This window comes from Vibrio ziniensis, assembly GCF_011064285.1.
Taxonomy (GTDB): Bacteria; Pseudomonadota; Gammaproteobacteria; order Enterobacterales; family Vibrionaceae; genus Vibrio; species Vibrio ziniensis.
This window is the reverse complement of sequence record NZ_CP049331.1, coordinates 520,926-543,047: the sequence shown is the minus strand read 5'-3', so window position 1 is coordinate 543,047 and position 22,122 is coordinate 520,926. Positions and strand designations below refer to the sequence as shown.

Genomic DNA, 22,122 nt, shown 5'->3' with positions numbered 1-22,122 from the left:
AGCAGAAACAGAAAGGCCGCTTATAAAATGCGGCCTTTTATTAACGATTTCTCAAAGCTGATTATGCTGGCTCTTGGAAAATAACCGTGTCAGCTTTCTTGGTGTAATCCGCCATACGGTGGAAGTTTAGGTAACGATAAGTATCCGCCGCAGTCGCGTTAATTTGCTCTGCGTACTCTAGATACTCTTCTTTCGTCGGGATACGACCTAGAATAGCGCCCACAGCCGCAAGTTCTGCTGAAGATAGGTAAACGTTCGCACCTGTACCTAGACGGTTCGGGAAGTTACGTGTAGACGTAGACATTACCGTTGCTTTATCAGCTACGCGAGCTTGGTTACCCATACATAGTGAACATCCCGGAGTTTCAATACGAACCCCAGCACGGCCAAAGATACCGTAGTAACCTTCTTCTGTTAGCTGATCGCGGTCCATCTTAGTTGGCGGAGCCACCCACAAACGAGTTTCTAGCTGACCATTGAACTTCTCAAGCAGTTTACCTGCCGCACGGAAGTGACCAATGTTTGTCATACACGAACCAATGAACACTTCATCAATTTGAGTTCCTTGAACGTCAGATAGAAGACGCGCATCATCTGGGTCATTTGGAGCACAAAGAATTGGTTCTTTGATTTCAGCAAGATCGATTTCGATTACGTGAGCGTATTCTGCATCTTTATCTGCACTCATTAGCTCTGGGTTCGCTAACCACTCTTGCATCGCTTTAATACGACGTTCAATGGTACGTACATCACCGTAACCTTCAGCAATCATCCACTTAAGCATAGTGATGTTTGAGTTTAGATATTCTTCGATTGAAGCTTGAGACAGCTTCACTGTACAGCCAGCCGCTGAACGCTCTGCAGATGCATCTGAAAGCTCGAACGCTTGCTCAACAGTTAGGTGCTCAACACCTTCGATCTCAAGTACACGACCAGAGAATTCGTTTATCTTACCTGCTTTCTCTACAGTCAATAGACCCTGCTTGATGCCGTAGTAAGGGATTGCATGTACTAGGTCACGTAGTGTGATACCCGGTTGCATTTCGCCTTTAAAACGAACCAAGATAGATTCAGGCATATCAAGAGGCATAACACCTGTTGCTGCTGCGAACGCAACCAGACCAGAACCTGCAGGGAAAGAGATACCTAATGGGAAACGAGTATGTGAGTCACCACCTGTACCTACGGTATCAGGAAGTAGCATACGGTTTAGCCATGAGTGGATAACACCGTCACCAGGGCGAAGTGACACACCGCCACGGTTCATGATGAAATCAGGTAATGTGTGGTGAGTTACCACATCCACTGGCTTAGGATACGCTGATGTATGGCAGAATGACTGCATTACTAGATCAGCAGAGAAGCCTAAACACGCTAGATCTTTCAGTTCATCACGAGTCATAGGACCGGTAGTATCTTGAGAACCTACTGTCGTCATTTTTGGCTCACAGTAAGTACCCGGACGAATACCTTCTACGCCACACGCTTTACCCACCATTTTCTGAGCAAGAGTGTAGCCTTTGCCGCTGTCTGCAACAGCAACTGGACGACGGAATACGTCTGAAGGTGCAAGACCTAGAGCTAGACGAGCTTTATCAGTTAGACCACGGCCAACGATCAGTGGAATACGACCACCAGCACGCACTTCATCAATCAGTACGTCTGTTTTTAGTTTGAAGGTAGCCAGTACTTCACCCGTTTCGTGGTTACATACTTTGCCTTCGAATGGGTAAACGTCAATCACGTCGCCCATGTGTAATTTCGTTACGTCTACTTCAATTGGTAGCGCACCCGCATCTTCCATTGTGTTAAAGAAGATCGGAGCAATCTTACCGCCAAGTACATAACCGCCAGCGCGTTTGTTTGGAACGAATGGGATATCGTCACCCATGAACCAAAGTACGGAGTTAGTCGCTGACTTACGAGATGAACCGGTACCAACCACGTCACCAACGTATACAAGCTGGTGGCCTTTCTCTTTAAGCGCTTCGATTTGCTTAATCGGACCAATGCTGCCAGCTTTATCTGGGTGAATACCATCACGTTCGTTTTTCAGCATCGCTAGAGCGTGTACTGGGATATCCGGACGAGACCATGCATCTGGTGCAGGAGACAGATCATCCGTGTTCGTCTCACCTGTTACTTTGAATACAGTTAGAGTGATTTTTTCTTGTAGCGCAGGTTTAGATAGGAACCATTCTGCGTCAGCCCAAGATTGAAGAACTTGCTTCGCGAATTCGTTACCTGCTTTTGCTTTCTCTTCAACATCATAGAAAGCATCAAACATAAGCAGAGTATGAGATAGAGTTTCAACACCGATTGGTGCAAGTTCTGCGTCATCAAGCAATGAAACTAGAGGCTCGATGTTGTAACCACCTTGCATTGTGCCTAGTAGTTGTGCTGCTTTTGCACGGCTTACTAGTGGAGAAGTCACTTCTCCTTTCACAACAGCCGTTAAGAAACCCGCTTTAACATAAGCAGCTTCATCAACGCCTGGTGGGATACGATTCTCAAGTAGATCAAGGATGAATTCTTCTTCACCTTGTAGGGGATTCTTTAACAGTTCAACAAGTCCAGCAACTTGCTCTGCATCTAGGGGTTTAGGTACAACTCCTTCAGCGGCACGCTCTTCGACGTGTTTACGGTAGGCTTCAAGCACGACTTTTTTCCTCTCATTGCGGTTCACCTAATAATTATAAAAATGTAAGTGAACATCCTTGGAAACTTGGCTCTCCGTTGCCCTTGTTTTCATTCAAATTTGACTGAGAAACAGCGCCCTAGAGGCCAAACTGTGGGCATCAGAATAGCAAATTTAACGATAAATTAAAATCTCATCATTTTGACCAACATAGCAACTTAAGACTAAAGTTTGACGATTATCACCATCAAACTTTATTCATCGTCACTTAAACGTGGTTCCCAGCATCAGATATAAAGAATCAAAATTGTCTTCTGTACGTCCATAACCGAACATAATCGGTCCTATTGGTGAATCAACACCCGTAAAAACTGAGGCTGCACCATACAAAGGAGCCGAATGTAAGCGTAAATCTGAGTCTGACCAAACTCCGCCATACTCTATCGATGTTCCTAAATATACCGGTGACATAAAAAGCCCAAAATCATTGTCAAACCAACGATACAAATAAACTAAGCTGCTGAAGGCTTTGTTTTGTCCAATGAGGCTATTACGAGGAATACCTGACAAATTCAAAAATCCACCAATCGTTTTCGGATCAATTGGGGTCACTGAGTTTTTGCTTTTTACTACACCATATTCAGCTGTTCCGACCAAAGTATGACGTTTATAACTATGGGCCGTCACCAACTTCGCCGATAATTCAGATACTGTATCTTGAGTACCTTCCTCTAAACCATCCTGCTCTTCTATCACTTCATCATGAGAAACTAAATATTCAAAGTTAAAATACAGTCCTTTTCTCGGCATGTAATAATCATCGAGAGAATCGATTCGATAATTAAAAAATGCGCCATGGCGAGTGAAGGTACTATTACCTAATACAGGTAATGACGACACTTCCGTTTCCCCAGAAGTAAAGCGATATCCTAACTTAGCTTCTCGCCATAAGGTCTCTTGATAGCCGATCGCTAACTCAGAACGTAGTTCTTTATATGCAAAAGGAATGTAATTGCGAGTTGATTCTAAACTCGTGTCGTTAAAGCCATCGAGAGGAATGTTACGCTTATCATTTTTATAGCGAGCCCCTAAGGTAATAAAACTATGTTGATCAGAAAACAACGGTGAATACAGCTCAGCTTCAATTAATTTGTCTGTCCCTCCGTCTAAGTTCAACATCAGTCCAGCACCGTTAGGGTTTAAATCGGTAAAGTTAGTCGAAATACCAATCGAATATTGGCTATCAGTTGTAAAATCGTCCTCTAAAAAAAATCGGAAATTGGCATAATTGGGCCCCCACGATTTCTCTCGGACATCAACCACTAATTCATCACGATCTTCATTTTTTTGATATTTGTAACTAACGAGTTCAAATCTATCCAAGGCATAGAGATTCTCGACACTCGCCTCAATCTCTTCCGTTGATAGTGCTTTCCCTTCCGCAAGGTTTAAACGATTTTGCAACAGCAAATCACTATAGTGAGTTTTGTTGTTAATCACGACTCTATCGACAACGACTTCATCGCCGTATTTCAGTTCACGTCTACGCTCTTCTTTTGCATCGATGTATTTCTGATATTCGGCGCTAGTCACTGACAACTTAGAGAGTAGCTGCTGATTTTCCATCGCTGCCAGATATCCTTTTTCATAGGCATCCGGCATACGAACAAATTCAGTTGTTTCCATCTGCCCAACTTGAGGCTTCAAGAAAACGTCATTCTCGGTCAAGGTTTCAGCTTGGTCTTGAGTGCTACGTCGCACAAGATAGTTGGAAAGCTGATCAGCCATTGTGAAAAAATTAGTGAAATCTTCCTGCTCTTTATAGTCGGTGCTTATATCAACGGCAATAACAATGTCAGCGCCCATAGCCCTAGCAACGTCAACTGGCATGTTATTGGTCACGCCACCATCAACGAGCAAATGACCATCAACTTCATAGGGAGGTAAAGCACCGGGAACCGACATACTCGCCATCATAGCATCAACCAGATAGCCACTATCCAATACCACAGGTTGGAGTTCGACAATGTCCGTTGCTACAGCACGATATGGAATAACCAAGTTATTGAAAGAGCTGAATGAAGAAAGGTTCCCTGAGGTTTCACGCAAAATACGCAACATATTTTGTCCCTGTACCACCCCTTTCGGTGCGCGAACCTCCGCCCAATGAATGCCTAAATCTGCGTTAAGTTGATAGCGATCTTCATACTCTTTTTCTCGTACTCGTCGTTGACTACGGCTAACTCTATCTCGATAACCACTATTCCAATCAACGCTATACACTAGACTTTCTATTTCTGAAGCACTCATACCTGTTGCATACAAGCCACCAACATAAGCCCCCATGCTGGTACCGGTAATGAAATCGACAGGAATACGCATCTCTTCCAATGCTTTTAATACACCGATATGTGCCGCACCTTTCGCCCCACCACCAGCCAGTACTACCGCAATTTTTGGACGTTCGGCTTGAGCCTGCTCTATTTGAATAGCTTCCATTTGTGTCACTGCTTCGTTGGCCAGAACACTCAACGAAGTCATCGCATAACTCAAGCAAATAAAACAGAGTAACTTATAAGCCACACAACGCCCTCAATCCCTTAAAATTCAATACACTATAAACGTCGACATCTACCACTGGAAGAGTTTTTTTATCCATTCAACAGGGCGATTCTCACACTGTTTTTTCCAGTCTCCTGTTGGATCCCAAACTGGAAGTTTAAAATCATTCCCACAATCTAGTGCAAGCGCGCCACCACTCTTGTTTGAAAAACCAACAGTGGTCACACCTTTTGGCCACGGCAGTACCAATTTTTCTGGAATTCTATAATGCAGATATTGAGCATATACTCGCAACGCACCACTTGAACCCGTTAATTCCGTAGGTTTGTTGTCATCACGACCAAGCCAAATCGTCGTGACTTCCCGTCCATCTACGCCAACAAACCAACTGTCACGGCTATCATTACTAGTCCCAGTCTTTCCGGCCAGTGCAGCCCAAGCAAACTGAGTATGTAGATAACGCCCAGTTCCCTCTAACACACCTCGTTTCATTGCGTATGTGGTTAACCAAGCCGCCTGCTGATCAACGGCTTGATAAACCTTAGGAATCGATTGATATAGTATTTTGCCTTCCAAATCCAACACCGACCGCAAAGCCGACATTGGCGCTTTTTTCCCAGAATTCGTTAGTGTCTGGTACATCTGCGCGACTTGGTATGGAGAGAGTGAAAATGAACCAAGTAACATAGATGGCACCGGACGAATTTCACTTTTATCCACGCCAAGCTGCTGCAAAGTGTCAGAGACCTTCTCAATGCCAAGAGACATACCTAATTGCACCGTAGGAACATTCAATGATTTAGCCAACGCCAGATATAAAGGCACATCCCCACGATATTGACGATCAAAGTTTCTCGGGCTCCAAACCGAACCTTCACTGCCTTGTAATGAGATAGGTTTATCAACTAGAGTCGTTGCTAAGTTGTATTTCTCCGGCTGTGTCAGGGCTGTGAGATAAACAGCTGGTTTAACCAAAGAACCAATCGGTCTTTTCGCGTTTAGCGCACGATTAAATCCTTCAAACCCCGCACGTTTACCACCGACCATGGCTCGAATCTCACCAGTATGACGATCAACGGCAATCGCAGCCGCTTCTAAGTCTTTACCCGCAGTTTTCTCCAACTCTGGCATTTTGTCGGCAATCGCCTCTTCCAGTTTGGCTTGCGAAACAGGATCAAGAGAGGTGAAAACACGCAAGCCAGAATCTGATTTAAAATCGCGACCTAGTTTTTCATTTAGCTCAATTGAAAGTTGCTGGAAATAAGCCGGCTGACGGCTGGCAATACGCGCCACTTTTTGTACATCTAATGGGCGAGTTACCGCTTGTTCATATTGCTTCGCCGTAAGAATGTTTTGGTCCATCATCAAGCGAAGAACCAAATCACGACGTTCTTTCGCTCTTTCGGGAAAACGCATAGGGTTGTAATAAGACGGTCCTTTGACCATACCCACCAGCAAAGCAAGCTGATCAATGCGTAACTCTTGTAATGGCTGACCAAAATAGAGACGGGAAGCTAAACCAAATCCGTGTACACTCTCATTACCATTCTGACCTAAATAAACCTCATTCAAGTACGCTTCAAGAATTCGGTCTTTGCTATAACGATAATCAATGATCAGAGCCATATAGGCTTCACGTAACTTGCGCCACAAAGTTCTGTCATTGGATAAGAAGATGTTTTTAGCTAGCTGCTGAGTCAGAGTACTTCCCCCCTGTACAGTACGACCAGCTTTAAGGTTGACGACCATAGCGCGTGCAATAGCCAAAGGAGAGACACCATCGTGCTGATAGAAATGCCTATCTTCGGTAATCAGTAAAGCATCGATCATCACTTCGGGGAATTGCTCACGACGCAAGAACAAACGTTGCTCTTGTACATCTTTCTCCAACATCCCAAGCATTTTCGGTTCAATGCGCAAATAACCGAGATCTCCTCTTTGCTCTAAAGATTGAATCCGTTGCACGCCATTTTCATCAAAGTTGATCATGATATGACGATCAGGTTCAGGCCCATCGGCGAACTCAAATGGACGGCGGATCATCTCAATACGAGTTGAAGAAGCCGAATACTCGCCAGCATATCGAGGGCTAGCTACTTTTCGGTAATTGAGTACATCAAGCTCATTTCGTAGCTCTTTAATACTGAGATTATCTCCTGGAGCAATTTCCAAAATTCGCGCATAAACAACCGTAGGCAAATCAAATAATTGCCCCTCGAAGCGATGTTTAATTACGCTATCGAGATAAATACCCGCAAACACCAATATAGCGACCACGGCGACACTCACTTTCCAACCAATCCCCCACAAACGCTTTAGCCAAGACTTTGGACGATTAGGTTTCTTTACGGATGTGCGAGATTTTGAAGACGATCTGTTGGTCGGTTTTCTTTTGCTTTCCGGTTTTGGGTTACTACGTTTATTTGTCATGAATTCAATTGTCGTTTGGTTTTGGTGGTTGCAATGTGGTTAGCAGGATCATCAGGCCATACATGCTTGGGGTATCGTCCCTTCATCTCTTTTTGCACTTCTTTATAGGCACCAGCCCAAAAGCCTGCCAGATCGCGCGTTACCTGTAATGGTCTTTGTGCTGGAGAGAGAAGTTCCATCACTATCGCTTGGCGCCCTTTGGCAATAACTGGTGATGTTTGTTCACCAAACACTTCCTGCATGCGAACCGAAAGCACAGGTTCCTTGCCACGTTGATAACGGATTTTTTTATGTGTTCCGGTTGGCAGAACATGGTCCACGGGCAGCCATTCATCTAACTGCTGATTTAAAGGCCAACCCAACCTAGCATTAAGCGCTTCGATCAAATTTATTTTTTGCAATGCTTTGACTGATGTAATGCCTATCAGATAAGGCTCTAACCAATCTCTTAATTCGCACAACAGGCTTGCCTCATCCATCGCGGGCCACTCTTCATCATCAAGCCAATCTATTGCACAACGAACCCGCTCCAACCACTGTAGAGAGTCGTCACTCCAGTTTAAAACTGAAAGTCCTTTGCGCTCGACATAATTAAGCAAGGCTTGCGTCATTTTTTGTTTATCTGGTTCAGGCAAAGCACGGCGGCGAATAACAAGCTCCCCCAAGCAACAACGTTCTTCAGCCACTAAGCGCCCAGCTTTTTCATCCCAATCCACCTGTTCAGTGGTTAGAAATAATGAGCCAAATTGCGATTCCAAATCCGTAATGTCCAACGCCAAAGCACAGAAGATACGACTTGATTGACTTACTTGGTTTGATGGACTCTGTGACCTCATCAAATCAAGCGCAACAACATAGTCAATGGCAGCCAGAGGTTGTAACTCATCAATAAAAGCACCGTGCCCATTTGCCAATAAGAATTGACCATAAGCTTGACCTCGCTTTTGAGCTATCCGATCAGGAAACGCTAAACAAGCCACCAAAGGCAACAAGTGGCTCTTTACCTCATTTAACGAAAACACACAGTCCAACTTGTTAGCCAGAGCAACGGCTCTTTGTGTCATTTGCTTGGATTTAGGATGATTCCCTTGCTGCCAACGGTGCAAGCTATATTGCAAATCGAGTATCTGCTTTTCAGGTTCTTCAAGCAGAGCAGCTAGAGCCAAAGCGCTGTTTAACAGTACAGAATTTTTATTCTCTACTTTTAGCAACATGGCAGCGATGCGAGGTTCAACACCTAAGCGATGCGCCTCTTTGCCCATACTTGTCAGTTGATTGTGTTTGTCGATTAGTCCCAAAGAAATCAATAAAGACTGGGCTTGGTTGATGGCTGGTATCGGTGGTAAATCCAGCCACTGCAACTCATTAGCGTTTTTTACTCCCCACTGCGCTAGCTCTAACACAAGTGGAGCAAGGTCACTTTGCAGTATTTCGGGAATGGATACTTTGGGCTGCTGGTAAAATTGAGACTCACTGTATAAGCGCATGCAAATCCCCGCTTCTAAACGTCCAGCCCGACCAGCTCGCTGTTCAGAGGATGACTGAGCAATTCTGACTTGCTCTAAACGAGTAATGCCAGTTTTCAAATCAAATCGAGCAACTCGCTCCAAACCTGAATCCACAACTATACGTATACCTTCAATAGTTAATGAAGTCTCTGCAATGTTGGTCGCCAGTACAACTTTGCGCTTCCCTGGTGGTGGCGCAGAAATCGCTTTTTGCTGATCAGAAAAATTCATTTGTCCATAAATAGGACAAACATCAACATCGTTTGGAAGATCACTGAGTTGTTCTGCTAAAGACATAATACTTGCAGCGCCCGGCAAAAATGCGAGCAGAGAGCCTTGTTCGTTATTGATTAGACTTCTAATTTGCTTAGCCATCGCAGGAACCAAAGGATCATTCATACTCAATGAATGATAGCGAACCTCAATCGGATAACCTCTGCCGTCTGATTCCACATAGGCAGCTAGAGGTAATAACTGTTGCAGTGCAGCTTGATCTAAGGTTGCTGACATGACGATGATTTTTAAGTCTTCACGAAGTACCGATTGCACTTCTAAGCTTAATGCCAGAGCCGTATCAGCATGAATACTGCGTTCGTGGAATTCATCAAAAATCAACGCACCAATACCATCCAGTTCAGGATCACTTTGGATCATGCGTGTCATGATTCCTTCAGTAACGACCTCCAAACGAGTATCGTGGCTAACTTTTGTTTCTCCCCTAACACGATAACCAATGGTTTTCCCCACTTGCTCACCCAGTTGCTCAGATAAGTAACGAGCGATGTTTCTCGCTGCCAATCGCCTAGGCTCGAGCATAATTATTTTCCCGTCTACTAATCCAGATTTGAGCAACGCGAGTGGAAAATAAGTCGACTTACCCGCGCCGGGTGCCGCTTTCAAAATCAGTTGGGGAGAGTGCTCAACACCTGCAAGCAAATCAGGTATCACCGCGTGGATCGGCAGTTGTGACAAGAGAATGTCCTTATGTTTAAATATCCCAGATTGACAACCAAAGCATTGTACATAAAAACAGTACAGGGATCTCGATGCAATTTATACCAGCGCTAGAGCGCGCGACACTAATTAAACGCTACAAGCGTTTTCTTGCGGATATTGAATTAAAAGATGGAAAGCAAATCACTATTCACTGTGCCAATACGGGGTCTATGACCGGGTGTGCCGAGTCAGGAAACCAAGTTTGGTATTCAACATCTGACAATATAAAACGTAAATACCCTCACAGTTGGGAGATAACAGAAACGGCGCAAGGTCATCAAATTTGCATTAACACAGCACGAGCAAATCAGCTTGCCGTCGAGGCAATCTATAACGGGACGATTAAAGAATTACAAGGTTATGAGCAGTTACGCACAGAAGTGAAGTATGGTGCTGAAAATAGTCGCATTGATATCTTGCTCTGCAGCGAATCTAAACCACACTGTTATGTAGAAGTGAAAAGCGTGACTCTATTGGATGAACGTAATTTAGAGAGCGGAGAAGAGAATCAACGCATTGGACAAGGTTATTTCCCTGATGCAATCACCACTCGTGGGCAAAAACACTTACGAGAACTGTCAGAAATGGTCCAAAGTGGGAGCCGGGCCGTACTTTTATTCACAGTTTTACACTCAGGGATTGAAAAAGTCTCCCCCGCTCACCATATAGACGCGAACTATTCACAATTGTTAAAAATTGCACAAGAAGCTGGCGTGGAAGTACTATGCTACAAAGCACAACTTTCAAACAATGGAATACAACTCGTATCGGCAATCGAATTTTTTCATCAATCATCAAAAAATTGATGGAACCTTCATATTAACGATAACTTTGTAAAACAGTGTTTGCCTCAATTACTTCTTTTTGCTATAGATACCCGCCTTAAATTGACTGCGATAGCAGTTGACTAGGTGTTAGTAGGAGATGCTGTATGCCAGAATCCAAAAAGAAAACGCTAGGCATCCTAGCCATTGCAGGTGTTGAGCCATACCAAGAAAAAGCAGGTGAAGAATACATGTCACCTGAGCAAGTGGCTCATTTTACGAAAATTTTACAAGCTTGGCGCAACCAGCTCAGGGAAGAAGTTGATCGCACTGTGCACCATATGCAGGACGAAGCGGCAAACTTTCCTGACCCTGTTGACCGCGCTTCTCAAGAAGAAGAATTCAGCCTAGAACTTCGTAATCGTGACCGTGAACGTCGCTTGATTAAGAAGATCGAAAAGACACTAGACAAGCTAAAAGAAGATGACTTCGGTTTCTGTGAATCTTGTGGTGTTGAAATTGGCATTCGTCGCTTAGAAGCCCGCCCTACTGCTGACCTTTGTATCGACTGTAAAACTCTTGCAGAAATCAAAGAAAAGCAAATGATGGGTTAACCCCAACAGATGTCACTAAGGGAGCAATTGCTCCCTTTTTGTTTTGCTATTTTGGCACGACTTTCATAAAAGAAATAATGCCTATGCCATTATTAATCTGTTTGATATAAAACAATGAGTACAGAATACAAACTCAAACAAACCCTTCCTTGGAGCTCCGCCGAGCCATCCATGGCTAGGAGGTTGTGGGTGCTCAGAACCAATTTGATTATCAAATTAACGTTGTTGGTATAAGGTCGAAAAAAATAGCCAATGACATCATTAAGCTTGATACTTACACTTCTTTCATAAATATTCTTAAGTAAACATAGGCATTATGAGTTACGTTGGTCGTTTCGCTCCTTCTCCTTCTGGACCATTACATTTTGGTTCATTAGTCGCCGCATTAGGTAGTTACTTCCAAGCCAAGTCACAACTTGGTCAATGGTTAGTAAGAATAGAAGATCTCGATCCACCAAGAGAGATGCCTGGAGCAGCCGATCTTATTTTAAAAGCAATAGAAGCTTATGGATTAGAGTGGGATGGCGAGGTTGTTTATCAGAGTCAGCGTCACCATCTATATCAACAGCAAATCGATCAATGGCTCGCCTCTGGTCAAGCATACTTATGCCAGTGCACGCGTAAACAGATTAAAGATTCTGGAGATTTCTATCTTGGAACTTGTCGGGATAAGGGGTTAACCAATAGATCTGAATGCTCCGTTCGATTGCGAATGGACTATCCAGTCTCGTCATTCATCGACCTGAAACATGGTGAAATGACAATACCAGAAGCATTGAGCAAAGAAGATTTCATTATTAAACGCCGAGATGGTCTATATGCGTATAACTTAGCAGTGGTGATTGATGATGTTAACCAAGGCGTTACCGAAGTGGTTCGGGGCGCTGATTTGATTGAGCCAACAGGTCGCCAAATCAGCTTATATAAAACGCTGAATCAGACACCGATCAGCTATCTGCATTTACCGCTGGCGATGGACATCAATGGTAATAAGCTTTCAAAGCAAAACCATGCAACAGCGATTGATGCAAATAACCCTAGACCAACGCTGATAAAGGCGATGCAGTTTTTAGGATTTAACCTTCCCGATGAAATGATTGAAGGTCGTATCAATGAGATCATTCTCTGGGGAACAGAAAATTGGCACATTGGGCAGCTTCCAGAGCAGATCGAGATCACACCGTGATTCTCAAATGACGCCTGGTAAGCTATTATTAGCCGCAAATCCAGCCTATTTGAAAGATAACGTCAAAAGTTATTGACACAAAAGGCAACACCAATCATTGTAAAAAATACATGAATAACAACGACTTAAACGAAAGCGAACATCACATATATCCAAGCTTAGACTTGAATATCGTCACGCGCCAAGAGCACAACATTTCGCGTAAGCAGATTAGCGATAACGCGTTAAAGGTGTTGTATCGCCTCCAGGGTGCGGGTTTTGACGCCTACCTAGTCGGTGGTGGTGTTCGAGATTTACTCCTCGAAGAAGTACCAAAAGACTTCGATATAGCAACTAACGCAACACCTGAAGAAATTCGCCAGTTATTCCGTAACTGCCGTCTGATCGGTCGTCGTTTCCGTCTTGCACACATTATGTTTGGACGTGACATCATTGAAGTTGCGACTTTCCGAGGCCATCACCAAGAAGAAAATAAACAGCTTGCTGCTCAGTCAGAAGCAGGAATGCTGCTGCGTGATAACGTCTACGGCACCATCGATGAAGATGCAGAGCGTCGAGACTTCACCATCAACGCCATGTACTACAACATCGCGGATTACAGCATTCACGATTATGCTGGCGGTTTAGAAGATCTGGAAGACAGATTAGTTCGTCTTATTGGCGACCCTGAAACCCGTTACCGCGAAGACCCTGTTCGTATGCTTCGGGCTGTACGCTTTGCAGTAAAACTCGATTTCGACATCGAAGAAGACACGGCTGCACCTATTGAGGAGCTCGCGCCATTACTGCGTGATATCCCAGCGGCACGTCTTTACGAAGAAATGCTGAAGATGCTGCAATCAGGACACGGTTTGGAAACTTACCACCTGATGCGTGAATACAACTTGTTCCAACAAGTATTCCCGACGATTGCACGTCATTTCACTGAAGATTATTCATCTCAAACTGAGCACATGCTCGATCTTGTGTTGGATTCTACCGACCAGCGCATTGAAGAAGATAAGAGAATCAATCCTGCCTTCATGTTTGCAGCCATTTTCTGGTATCCGATGGTCAAGCTTGCTGAAGAGATGATGGAAACGCATAACCTTAATTATTACGATGCCATCATGGAAGCGAGCAATAAAATCCTCGATGAAGTAGTGAAATCTATCGCGATTCCTCGCCGTCACACTGCGACAATGCGCGAAATTTGGCAGCTACAATTACGCCTGCCTCGCCGCAATGGTAAACGCGCATTCCGCTTGATGGAACTGAATAAGTTCCGTGCTGGTTTTGATTTCCTAGAAATGCGTGGTGAAGTTGAAGATGGCGAAGTGAAGCAACTGGCTGATTGGTGGCAAACTTTCCAAACAGCGGGTCGCAACATGCGTCAAGCAATGGTGACTGACTTAGATAGCGTGAGTAAACCATCAAGTACACGCCGTCGTCGCCCATCGACACGTAAGAAAAAGAGCAAGCCAACGTCATGACACAGAGCAACTCCATGACAAGAGTTTATATCGCAGTAGGCAGTAATCTCAGTGATCCTGTGAGTCAAGCTAACAATGCTATTGAAGCTCTGACCAAGTTACCGAAGTCGCGTTTTATCGCGGCTTCATCGCTATACAGCAGCACGCCAATGGGTCCACAAAATCAACCGGATTACATTAATGCTGTTGTGGCGGTTGATACAGAGTTAACACCTCTTGAGTTGCTTGACTGCACTCAAGCAATTGAACAAGAACAAGGGCGAGTCCGTAAAGATGAGCGTTGGGGGCCAAGAACCTTAGATCTCGACATCGTACTTTTTGGCAATGAGATCATCGACTCCGAACGATTGACCGTACCTCATTATGGTATGCGCGTAAGGGAATTCGTTCTGCATCCCCTTGCAGAAATAGCCCCCAAGCTACAGCTTCCAGATGGAACTGCGCTTCAAGAATTACTCAAATCTGTTCCGCTCAATGGGCTGAATATTTGGCAATAGCCAAGCTCAGACCAATTGACTTAGTAAGGACATACAATGAAAAAAATAACCATCAACGACCTAATGAAGTGGAAAAAAGAAGGTCGTAAATTTGCTACTTCTACTGCCTATGACGCGAGTTTCGCGCAACTGTTTGAAAGCCAAGAGATGCCAGTTCTTTTAGTGGGTGACTCTCTGGGTATGGTTCTCCAAGGAGAGACAGATACCTTGCCAGTTAGCGTTGAAGATATCGCTTATCACACTCGCTGTGTACGTAAAGGCAGCCCTAACTGTCTATTGATGGCTGATATGCCATTCATGAGCTATGCAACACCTGAGCAAGCATGTGAAAACGCTGCGAAAATCATGCGAGCTGGTGCAAACATGGTGAAAATTGAAGGTGGCGACTGGTTAGTAGACACCGTTAAGATGCTAACTGAACGTGCTGTTCCTGTGTGTGCGCACTTAGGTTTGACTCCTCAATCAGTCAACATCTTCGGTGGCTACAAAGTTCAAGGTCGAGACCAAGAACAAGCAGATCGTATGGTAAGAGATGCAATGGCACTACAAGAAGCAGGTGCGCAAATCGTCCTTCTAGAATGTGTGCCAGCAGGCTTGGCAGAGCGTATTACGCAAATTCTGGAGGTACCTGTAATTGGTATCGGTGCAGGTAACAGCACTGATGGTCAAATTCTTGTTATGCACGATATGTTCGGAATTTCAGCAAACTACATGCCTAAGTTCTCGAAAAATTTCCTTGCAGAAACAGGTGACATGCATAAAGCTGTTGCTACTTATATTGCTGACGTAGAAGCCGGACGCTTCCCGGATGAAGCCCACACTATTGCCTAAGGAGTAATTCATGCAGACATATGCTGACATTTCGGCTCTTCGCGAGCAGATCCAACAGTATAAGCGTGATGGTCGAAAAGTGGCTTTTGTTCCAACAATGGGTAACTTGCACGAAGGTCACCTTACTCTTGTGCGCAAAGCTCGTGAATTGGCTGATGTTGTTATAGTAAGTATCTTCGTCAACCCAATGCAGTTTGAACGAGCGGATGACCTTAAGAGTTACCCTCGCACATTAGAAGAAGACTACAACAAGCTAGCAAGTGAACGCGTAGAAATCGTTTTCACGCCAACACCAGATATCATGTATCCAAATGGACTTGATAAGCAAACTTCTGTGGAAGTTCCTGGGTTATCAACCATGCTTGAAGGAGCTTCTCGTCCAGGACACTTCCGTGGCGTAGCAACGGTTGTTACCAAGTTATTTAATATCGTTAAACCTGATGTGGCTTGCTTTGGCGAAAAAGACTATCAACAACTCGCCGTTATTCGCCAAATGGTTGAAGATTTATGCTTAGAAGTTGAGATCGTGGGTGTACCTACTGTTCGCGAATTGGATGGTTTGGCAATGAGCTCTCGTAATAATTTGCTCACCTTAGATGAGCGTCAAAGAGCACCAGTTCTTGCCCGTACCATGCACTGGATTAGCAGCACCATTCGTGGTACTCGTCGTGATTACGATACCATTGTGGTTGATGCTCAAGACCAGCTTAGAGCTGCTGGGTTCGAACCTGACGAGATATTTATTCGCGACGCTAAAACATTGCTAACACCATCAAGTCATACGACTCAAGTAGTTATACTCATGTCCGCATTTTTGGGTAATGTCCGATTAATTGACAACCAAGTCGTTGATTTAATGGTTGAGCCATCGAACGGTTAATAATAAAAAAGGTCAACGATAGTTGACCTTTTTTATTGAGTTCAGTGTATTTAACTGCGTAAGCCTTTACCTTTAGTCACTAGGTAATGAGCAACACAATAAAGCACGACAACAAATACGCTTAATACACTAAATGAAGTCACGATACCTACATCTGATACGCCCAAAAAACCATAGCGGAACGCGTTCACCATATAGACGATCGGGTTGATCTTAGAGACACCTTGCCAGAACTCAGGCAGCAAACTGATCGAATAAAACACGCCACCTAAATAGGTTAATGGCGTAAGAACAAATGTCGGCACAATAGAGATATCGTCGAACGTTTTTGCAAACACCGCGTTAATCAATCCGCCTAATGAAAACACTATTGATGTCATGAATACCGTCATGAAAATCACACCCCAGTGCTCCACATTTAGATGAACAAAGAACAAGGAAACAAAAGTCACTAAAGCGCCTACCAACAGACCACGAGTCACTCCACCCATCACATATCCGGCAATAATGACGTAATTAGGTACTGGCGCTACCAATAACTCTTCGATATTTTTCTGCATCTTGGCACTGAAGAATGAAGAAGCTACGTTCGAATACGAGTTAGTGATAACAGACATCATGATCAAACCCGGCACTATATATTCCATATAGCTAAAACCGTTCATTTGACCAATGCGCGAACCAATCAAGTTACCAAATATGATGAAGTACAAGCACATCGTAATTACAGGTGGGACCAAGGTTTGCACCCAAATTCGTGTAAAACGAGTGACTTCTTTACTTAACAAGCTAACAAAAGCTGTCCAATAAATCTGATACATAGTGTTTCCTTAACTCTGCTCGCGAACAATTCGTACAAACAGTTCTTCTAAACGGTTAGCTTTGTTACGCATCGAAAGCACTCTCACACCCTGTTCTGTGAGCTGACTGAAGATGTGGTTAAGCCCTTCTGTTTTTTCGATTTCGATTTCTAACGAGCCATCTTTCAGGGTTTGCGAAATCACACCATCAAGATTGGATAGTTGGCTTTCGTTCTCAATATCCAGCACGAAGGTTTCAACATGCAGTTTTGAAAGCAGACCTTTCATGGTCGTATTCTCGATAAGTTCACCACGGTTGATGATACCGATGTTACGACATAGCATTTCTGCTTCTTCCAGATAGTGAGTAGTCAGGATAATCGTGATGCCCTGAGCGTTAATTTTTTTCAAAAACTCCCACATAGAACGACGTAACTCGATATCAACCCCTGCTGTTGGTTCATCAAGAATCAGCAACTGAGGTTCGTGCATTAATGCACGAGCAATCATCAAACGACGCTTCATACCTCCAGATAGATTACGAGCACGCTCTTTACGTTTTTCCCATAAATCTAATTGCGTTAGATACTTCTCTGCACGTTCTTTAGCGACTGTTTTAGGGACGCCGTAGTAACCCGCTTGCTGAATGACAATCTGTTCGACGGTTTCAAATTGATTGAAATTAAATTCTTGTGGCACTAAGCCCAACTGCTGTTTAGCTTCTTCGAGATGGGTATCAATATCGTAACCAAACACCTTTACTTTGCCTGAAGACTTGTTAACCAATGAAGAAATGATACCGATAGTCGTAGATTTACCTGCGCCGTTAGGCCCAAGTAAGGCGTAGAAGTCACCCTTTTTAACAGACACACTGATGCCCTTCAGAGCTTCAAAACCTCCAGTGTAGGTTTTGCGCAACTGATCTATTTCTAATGCGTACATAATGGAGCTCTTTAGTTTGGAATACCGTATATGTGCCGATTTTATTAGCAGTTTTCAACCCTAGGCAGAAAATTGTTTTACATTCCGACATGTATTCTCAAATACCTTTACCAATCTCGGGGTTGTTACCCGATGAAAATCATGGATAATTTTCTATACTGCTCAGATGAGTAATCTCTAGGCGAAATAGTCAGAGATTGATGTAATGACATTGTGTATAGTTGGAACAGCAATTTAAGGGAAGTAACATGCCAGAGATTAAACAACTATTCGATAACAACTCAAAGTGGTCAGAGTCGATTAAAGCAGACCGCCCAGAGTACTTTACTAAGCTCGCTGAAGGACAAAATCCAGATTTTTTATGGATTGGTTGCTCAGATAGCCGTGTACCAGCAGAGCGTTTAACTGGCCTATACTCAGGCGAATTGTTCGTTCATCGTAACGTTGCAAACCAAGTCATCCATACCGACTTAAACTGTCTTTCAGTGGTACAATATGCAGTAGATGTACTTAAAGTGAAACACCTCATCATCTGTGGTCACTATGGGTGTGGAGGTGTTACGGCTTCGATAGAAAATCCACAACTGGGATTGATCAACAACTGGTTGCTGCATATTCGTGACTTATACTTTAAGCACCGAAAATATATTGAGCAGATGCCTGAAGAAGATCGATCTGACAAACTGGCAGAAATAAACGTAGCAGAACAAGTTCACAACTTAGCAAACTCCACCATCCTACAAAATGCTTGGGAGCGTGGACAAGAAGTTGAGCTTCACGGCGTTGTCTATGGTATCGAAGATGGTAAGCTAGAGTATCTAGGTGTTCGTTGTAACTCACGTGAAACCATCAATAACACTTATAACAAGGCTATGGAAAAAATTCTTAATCCTGAATATAAGCTACTTTGTCGCTAACCTTCTTGTAGCTAATATCTTTACATTCATAGTGAATGTAAAAAAGCCCACTGATTGTGGGCTTTTTGATATCCGGTGAATTAGGCGGTTATTCTTGTGGTACTACTTTACCAATGAACGGCAAGTGACGGTATTTTTGCGCATAATCAATACCCACACCTACAACAAACTCATCTGGAATTTCAAAACCTACCCAAGACACTTCCACGTCAACTTCGCGACGAGAAGGTTTATCAAGCAACGTACAAATCTGAATTGAATTAGGCTCACGTAGAGAAAGGATCTCTTTCACTTTGTTTAGAGTGTTACCTGTATCGATGATGTCTTCAACAAGCAATACATCCTTACCTTTAATGTCATCATCCAAGTCTTTCAGGATACGAACATCACGAGAACTTGTCATCGAATTGCCATAACTCGATGCTGTCATAAAGTCTACTTGGTGAGTCAGTCCAATTGCTCGCGCCAAGTCAGCCATGAAAACAAATGAGCCACGTAACAAACCAACTAGCACCAAATCTTGGCTGCCTTGGTAATGTTGAGTGATTTGCTTACCTAGTTCACGGATACGTTCCTGAACTTCTTGCTCAGAAATCATTACTTCAACTGTATGCTTCATACCATTCTCGTTTGGTTTGTTGGGGCACAGATCGCATTCATAAACGAAGAGTAGCGCCACTGAATTTATTCGGTGCGTATAGTAACACTGCCGAGCAGGAGAGTTAACCTTTTCTCCTACAGTGAATGCTGACTCTCAGTCCATACAAATTGAACTTGTTGATAAAGCTCATTTTTAATAATACTGGTGAATGTATAGCTCAACTATTGATCTTCAAGATATGCACCAGTACACTCATAGAGCTTTATAGCAACTAATAAAATAATCATTAGAGTGGCAAACACTCAACTACAACTCAAATGGCAAGGACTTACAATTATGGACGCATCTATCGAGAAACGACCTAGAACAAGGCTATCTCCCCAGAAACGTAAACTTCAACTCATGGAAATCGCGCTAGAGGTCTTCGCTAGACGAGGCATTGGTCGTGGTGGTCACGCCGATATCGCTGAAATTGCTCAAGTCTCAGTTGCAACGGTCTTCAACTACTTCCCTACTCGTGAAGATTTAGTCGATGAAGTACTCACTTATGTTGTTCGTCAGTTCTCTAACTTTTTAACTGATAATATTGATTTAGATTTATCAGCTCGAGATAACCTAGAAAATATCACTAAAGAATTGGTGGAAATCAGTTACCAAGATTGTCATTGGTTAAAAGTATGGTTTGAATGGAGTGCTTCAACTCGTGATGAAGTGTGGCCACTCTTCATGTCTACCAACCGTACTAACCAAATGCTGGTTAAGAACATCTTCAGTAAAGCGATTGAACGTGGTGAAGTTTGTGAGAAACATGATCCAGAAGAGCTAACTATATTGTTCCACGGTCTTTGTTATTCATTGTTTGTTCAAGCAAATCGAATAAACGACAAAGAAGCCATAAACAAACTCGCGAATAGCTACATGAATATGCTTTGCATTTATAAATAGGTAGAGTCTTGAAATTTAAGCTTCAAATGTAAAAAACCGCTGAATATTCAGCGGTTTTTCTGTCTCTCAAGAAGAATTATTTCTTCTTAGCTTTTGCGTTTGGAAGATCTGTAACCGTACCTTCAAACACTTCCGCCGCTAGACCCACAGACTCGTGTAGAGTTGGGTGAGCGTGGATAGTTAGAGCGATATCTTCAGCATCACAGCCCATCTCGATAGCAAGACCGATTTCACCAAGTAGTTCGCCACCGTTAGTACCAACAATAGCACCACCAATTACGCGATGAGTCTCTTTATCAAAGATTAGCTTAGTCATACCATCTGCACAGTCAGACGCGATCGCACGGCCTGATGCTGCCCATGGGAATGTTGCCACTTCGTAGTTAATGCCTTCAGCTTTCGCTTCTTTCTCAGTTTTACCAACCCAAGCAACTTCTGGCTCAGTGTAAGCAATTGAAGGAATAACTTTAGGATCGAAGTAGTGTTTCTTACCAGAGATAACTTCTGCAGCAACGTGACCTTCGTGAACACCTTTGTGAGCAAGCATTGGTTGACCAACGATGTCACCGATTGCAAAGATGTGAGGTACGTTAGAACGCATTTGCTTGTCTACATTGATGAAGCCACGCTCATCAACTTCAAGGCCAGCTTTCTCTGCGTCTAGAAGTTTACCGTTTGGTACACGGCCGATTGCAACAAGAACAGCATCGTAACGCTCAGGTTCAGCAGGTGCTTTTTTACCTTCCATTGAAACGTAGATACCATCTTCTTTCGCTTCAACTGCCGTTACTTTCGTTTCTAGCATCAGGTTGAACTTGTCTTTGATGCGCTTGGTGTAAACTTTAACGATGTCTTTATCCGCAGCTGGAATCACTTGGTCGAACATCTCTACAACGTCGATTTGTGAACCTAGTGCGTGGTATACCGTACCCATTTCTAGACCGATGATACCGCCACCCATGATCAACAGTTTTCCTGGTACTTCTTTCAGCTCAAGAGCATCAGTTGAGTCCCAAATACGTGGATCTTCATGTGGAATAAATGGAAGTTTGATTGGGCGAGAACCCGCAGCAACGATAGCGTTGTCAAAGCTTACAGTAGTTTTACCGTCTTCGCCTTCCACTTCAATGGTGTTAGGACCAGTAAATTTACCAAAACCGTTTACCACTGTAACTTTACGCATCTTAGCCATGCCACCAAGACCGCCAGTTAACTGGTTAATTACTTTTTCTTTCCATAGACGGATCTTGTCGATATCCGTTTGAGGTTCACCGAATACGATACCGTGTTCAGCAAGAGCTTTAGCTTCTTCGATAACTTTAGCTACGTGAAGAAGTGCTTTCGATGGGATACAACCCACGTTCAAACATACACCACCTAGAGTGTTGTAACGTTCGATAATAACAGTTTCCAGACCTAAGTCTGCACAACGGAATGCAGCGGAGTAACCAGCAGGACCTGCACCAAGTACAACAACTTGGGCTTTAATTTCTTTGCTCATTTCGACCTCTTGTAGTCAATATCCCTAACAGGCTGAGT

At 43.6% G+C, this 22,122-nt stretch carries 17 protein-coding genes; 9 read left to right on the top strand and 8 right to left on the bottom strand.

All coding sequences use genetic code 11. The features are described 5' to 3' along the window. Window positions 1-61: 61 nt before the first annotated feature. The 4 genes from acnB to hrpB all read right to left on the bottom strand — a co-directional run bounded on the left by acnB (window position 62) and on the right by hrpB (window position 10,110). Entirely contained in the window at window positions 62-2,659 is a 2,598-nt protein-coding gene (gene acnB, locus G5S32_RS02505; protein WP_165310332.1) for a bifunctional aconitate hydratase 2/2-methylisocitrate dehydratase, read from the bottom strand. A gap of 243 nt (window positions 2,660-2,902) precedes the next feature. Beyond that, a complete protein-coding gene (locus tag G5S32_RS02500; RefSeq protein WP_246201075.1) occupies window positions 2,903-5,137 on the bottom strand; it encodes a patatin-like phospholipase family protein in 2,235 nt (744 codons plus the stop codon). Window positions 5,138-5,269: 132 nt separating this feature from the next. Further along, window positions 5,270-7,630, bottom strand: coding sequence for a penicillin-binding protein 1B (gene mrcB, locus G5S32_RS02495; RefSeq protein WP_165310330.1), 2,361 nt, complete (start codon window positions 7,628-7,630; stop codon window positions 5,270-5,272). After that, window positions 7,627-10,110 (bottom strand): ATP-dependent helicase HrpB, encoded by a 2,484-nt coding sequence (hrpB, locus tag G5S32_RS02490; RefSeq protein ID WP_165310329.1) that lies wholly within the window; start codon window positions 10,108-10,110, stop codon window positions 7,627-7,629. Before hrpB ends, mrcB begins: the two co-directional genes overlap by 4 nt. 74 nt (window positions 10,111-10,184) lie before the next feature. Here hrpB and sfsA point away from each other — a divergent pair, with 74 nt between their 5' ends. From sfsA to panC, 7 genes are all read left to right on the top strand, one after another. Continuing rightward, entirely contained in the window at window positions 10,185-10,940 is a 756-nt protein-coding gene (gene sfsA / locus G5S32_RS02485) for a DNA/RNA nuclease SfsA (RefSeq protein WP_165310328.1), read from the top strand. 125 nt (window positions 10,941-11,065) lie between these two features. Beyond that, window positions 11,066-11,512, top strand: coding sequence for an RNA polymerase-binding protein DksA (gene dksA / locus G5S32_RS02480; RefSeq protein WP_042484487.1), 447 nt, complete (start codon window positions 11,066-11,068; stop codon window positions 11,510-11,512). Between the two features lie 316 nt (window positions 11,513-11,828). After that, complete coding sequence (gluQRS, locus tag G5S32_RS02475; protein WP_165310327.1) at window positions 11,829-12,698, top strand: tRNA glutamyl-Q(34) synthetase GluQRS; 870 nt, start codon at window positions 11,829-11,831, stop codon at window positions 12,696-12,698. 110 nt (window positions 12,699-12,808) lie between these two features. Continuing rightward, window positions 12,809-14,170, top strand: coding sequence for a polynucleotide adenylyltransferase PcnB (gene pcnB, locus G5S32_RS02470; RefSeq protein ID WP_165310326.1), 1,362 nt, complete (start codon window positions 12,809-12,811; stop codon window positions 14,168-14,170). 14 nt (window positions 14,171-14,184) lie between these two features. Further along, a complete protein-coding gene (gene folK / locus G5S32_RS02465) occupies window positions 14,185-14,667 on the top strand; it encodes a 2-amino-4-hydroxy-6-hydroxymethyldihydropteridine diphosphokinase (RefSeq protein ID WP_165310325.1) in 483 nt (160 codons plus the stop codon). Between the two features lie 36 nt (window positions 14,668-14,703). Beyond that, the gene (gene panB, locus G5S32_RS02460; RefSeq protein ID WP_165310324.1) at window positions 14,704-15,498 is read left to right on the top strand and encodes a 3-methyl-2-oxobutanoate hydroxymethyltransferase; all 795 of its coding nucleotides are present in this window, start codon (window positions 14,704-14,706) and stop codon (window positions 15,496-15,498) included. Between the two features lie 10 nt (window positions 15,499-15,508). Next, window positions 15,509-16,378 carry a pantoate--beta-alanine ligase gene (gene panC / locus G5S32_RS02455; protein WP_165310323.1) on the top strand — a complete coding sequence of 290 codons (870 nt, stop codon included), beginning with the start codon at window positions 15,509-15,511 and terminating at the stop codon, window positions 16,376-16,378. Between the two features lie 50 nt (window positions 16,379-16,428). Here panC and G5S32_RS02450 read toward each other — a convergent pair whose 3' ends face one another. Further along, complete coding sequence (locus tag G5S32_RS02450; protein ID WP_165310322.1) at window positions 16,429-17,199, bottom strand: ABC transporter permease; 771 nt, start codon at window positions 17,197-17,199, stop codon at window positions 16,429-16,431. Between the two features lie 9 nt (window positions 17,200-17,208). After that, the gene (locus tag G5S32_RS02445) at window positions 17,209-18,120 is read right to left on the bottom strand and encodes an ABC transporter ATP-binding protein (RefSeq protein WP_165310321.1); all 912 of its coding nucleotides are present in this window, start codon (window positions 18,118-18,120) and stop codon (window positions 17,209-17,211) included. Window positions 18,121-18,368: 248 nt separating this feature from the next. Between G5S32_RS02445 and can the strand changes: the two genes are divergently transcribed. Beyond that, window positions 18,369-19,037: a carbonate dehydratase gene (gene can, locus G5S32_RS02440; protein WP_165310320.1), complete on the top strand. Its 669-nt coding sequence runs from the start codon at window positions 18,369-18,371 to the stop codon at window positions 19,035-19,037. A gap of 88 nt (window positions 19,038-19,125) precedes the next feature. Here the strand turns inward: can and hpt are convergent, their stop codons facing one another. Beyond that, the gene (gene hpt, locus G5S32_RS02435; protein ID WP_165310319.1) at window positions 19,126-19,656 is read right to left on the bottom strand and encodes a hypoxanthine phosphoribosyltransferase; all 531 of its coding nucleotides are present in this window, start codon (window positions 19,654-19,656) and stop codon (window positions 19,126-19,128) included. Between the two features lie 318 nt (window positions 19,657-19,974). Between hpt and G5S32_RS02430 the strand changes: the two genes are divergently transcribed. Next, window positions 19,975-20,583, top strand: coding sequence for a LuxR/HapR/OpaR family quorum-sensing transcriptional regulator (locus G5S32_RS02430; RefSeq protein WP_165310318.1), 609 nt, complete (start codon window positions 19,975-19,977; stop codon window positions 20,581-20,583). Between the two features lie 76 nt (window positions 20,584-20,659). Here the strand turns inward: G5S32_RS02430 and lpdA are convergent, their stop codons facing one another. Continuing rightward, a complete protein-coding gene (gene lpdA / locus G5S32_RS02425) occupies window positions 20,660-22,084 on the bottom strand; it encodes a dihydrolipoyl dehydrogenase (RefSeq protein ID WP_165310317.1) in 1,425 nt (474 codons plus the stop codon). Window positions 22,085-22,122: the final 38 nt, after the last annotated feature.

What these genes read in the sequence shown, in the direction of transcription:
- G5S32_RS02500 (WP_246201075.1), bottom strand. Translation starts at nt 5,137, where the DNA reads ATGGAAGCTATTCAAATAGAGCAGGCTCAAGCCGAACGTCCAAAAATT.
- mrcB (WP_165310330.1), bottom strand. Translation starts at nt 7,630, where the DNA reads ATGACAAATAAACGTAGTAACCCAAAACCGGAAAGCAAAAGAAAACCG.
- sfsA (WP_165310328.1), top strand. Translation starts at nt 10,185, where the DNA reads ATGCAATTTATACCAGCGCTAGAGCGCGCGACACTAATTAAACGCTAC.
- dksA (WP_042484487.1), top strand. Translation starts at nt 11,066, where the DNA reads ATGCCAGAATCCAAAAAGAAAACGCTAGGCATCCTAGCCATTGCAGGT.
- gluQRS (WP_165310327.1), top strand. Translation starts at nt 11,829, where the DNA reads ATGAGTTACGTTGGTCGTTTCGCTCCTTCTCCTTCTGGACCATTACAT.
- pcnB (WP_165310326.1), top strand. Translation starts at nt 12,809, where the DNA reads ATGAATAACAACGACTTAAACGAAAGCGAACATCACATATATCCAAGC.
- folK (WP_165310325.1), top strand. Translation starts at nt 14,185, where the DNA reads ATGACAAGAGTTTATATCGCAGTAGGCAGTAATCTCAGTGATCCTGTG.
- panB (WP_165310324.1), top strand. Translation starts at nt 14,704, where the DNA reads ATGAAAAAAATAACCATCAACGACCTAATGAAGTGGAAAAAAGAAGGT.
- panC (WP_165310323.1), top strand. Translation starts at nt 15,509, where the DNA reads ATGCAGACATATGCTGACATTTCGGCTCTTCGCGAGCAGATCCAACAG.
- G5S32_RS02450 (WP_165310322.1), bottom strand. Translation starts at nt 17,199, where the DNA reads ATGTATCAGATTTATTGGACAGCTTTTGTTAGCTTGTTAAGTAAAGAA.
- G5S32_RS02445 (WP_165310321.1), bottom strand. Translation starts at nt 18,120, where the DNA reads ATGTACGCATTAGAAATAGATCAGTTGCGCAAAACCTACACTGGAGGT.
- can (WP_165310320.1), top strand. Translation starts at nt 18,369, where the DNA reads ATGCCAGAGATTAAACAACTATTCGATAACAACTCAAAGTGGTCAGAG.
- hpt (WP_165310319.1), bottom strand. Translation starts at nt 19,656, where the DNA reads ATGAAGCATACAGTTGAAGTAATGATTTCTGAGCAAGAAGTTCAGGAA.
- G5S32_RS02430 (WP_165310318.1), top strand. Translation starts at nt 19,975, where the DNA reads ATGGACGCATCTATCGAGAAACGACCTAGAACAAGGCTATCTCCCCAG.
- lpdA (WP_165310317.1), bottom strand. Translation starts at nt 22,084, where the DNA reads ATGAGCAAAGAAATTAAAGCCCAAGTTGTTGTACTTGGTGCAGGTCCT.